Source organism: Streptomyces chiangmaiensis, from assembly GCF_036281785.1.
Taxonomy (GTDB): domain Bacteria; phylum Actinomycetota; class Actinomycetes; order Streptomycetales; family Streptomycetaceae; genus Streptomyces; species Streptomyces chiangmaiensis.
The window spans coordinates 1-781 of sequence record NZ_JAYWVC010000670.1 but is presented as its reverse complement, the minus strand read 5'-3'; the positions used below and the strand labels follow the sequence as shown (position 1 = coordinate 781).

The following is a 781-nucleotide window of genomic DNA, read 5'->3' as shown; positions in this document are numbered from 1 at the left end:
TGCATTATGGTGATCTCACCGATGGTGCTCGGCTGGTCGGACTGCTGGAGAAGATCCGGCCCGACGAGATCTACCACCTCGCTGCCCAGTCCCACGTCCGCGTGTCGTTCGACGAGCCGGAGTTCACGGGCAACACCACCGGCCTGGGCACCACCCGGCTCCTCGAAGCCATCAGAACCGTCGGCCTGCCCTGTCGCTTCTACCAAGCCTCCAGCTCGGAAATGTTCGGCGCCGCACCACCGCCCCAACACGAGGAAACACCCTTCCACCCCCGATCCCCCTACGGCGTCGCCAAGGTCTACGCCTACTGGGCCACCCGCAACTACCGCGAGGCCTACGGCATGTACGCCGTCAACGGCATCCTCTTCAACCACGAATCCCCACGCCGCGGCCCCACCTTCGTCACCCGCAAGATCGCCACCGCCGCCGCCCGCATCAAAGCCGGCCTCCAGGACACCCTCTACCTCGGCAACCTCGACGCCCGCCGCGACTGGGGCTACGCCGCCGAATACGTCGAAGCCATGTGGCTCATGCTCCAACAAGACCAACCCGACGACTACGTCATCGCCACCGGCACCAGCCACAGCGTCCGCGACTTCGCCCAACACTGCTTCGCCCACGTCGGCCTCGACTGGCGCGACCACATCCGCTTCGACGAACGCTACCTCCGTCCCTCCGAAGTCGACGACCTGGTCGGGGACGCCTCCAAAGCCCACCGCGTCCTAGGCTGGAAACCCACCACACACACCCCCGAACTCGCCCGCCTCATGGTCGACGCGGA

The 781-nt window shown here is 66.3% G+C and carries 1 protein-coding gene; it reads left to right on the top strand.

Features of this window, described 5'->3' with window-relative positions:
* Positions 1 to 781, top strand: a 781-nt coding sequence (locus VXC91_RS46325) for a GDP-mannose 4,6-dehydratase (RefSeq protein WP_329513324.1), incomplete at both ends; no start/stop codon positions are given.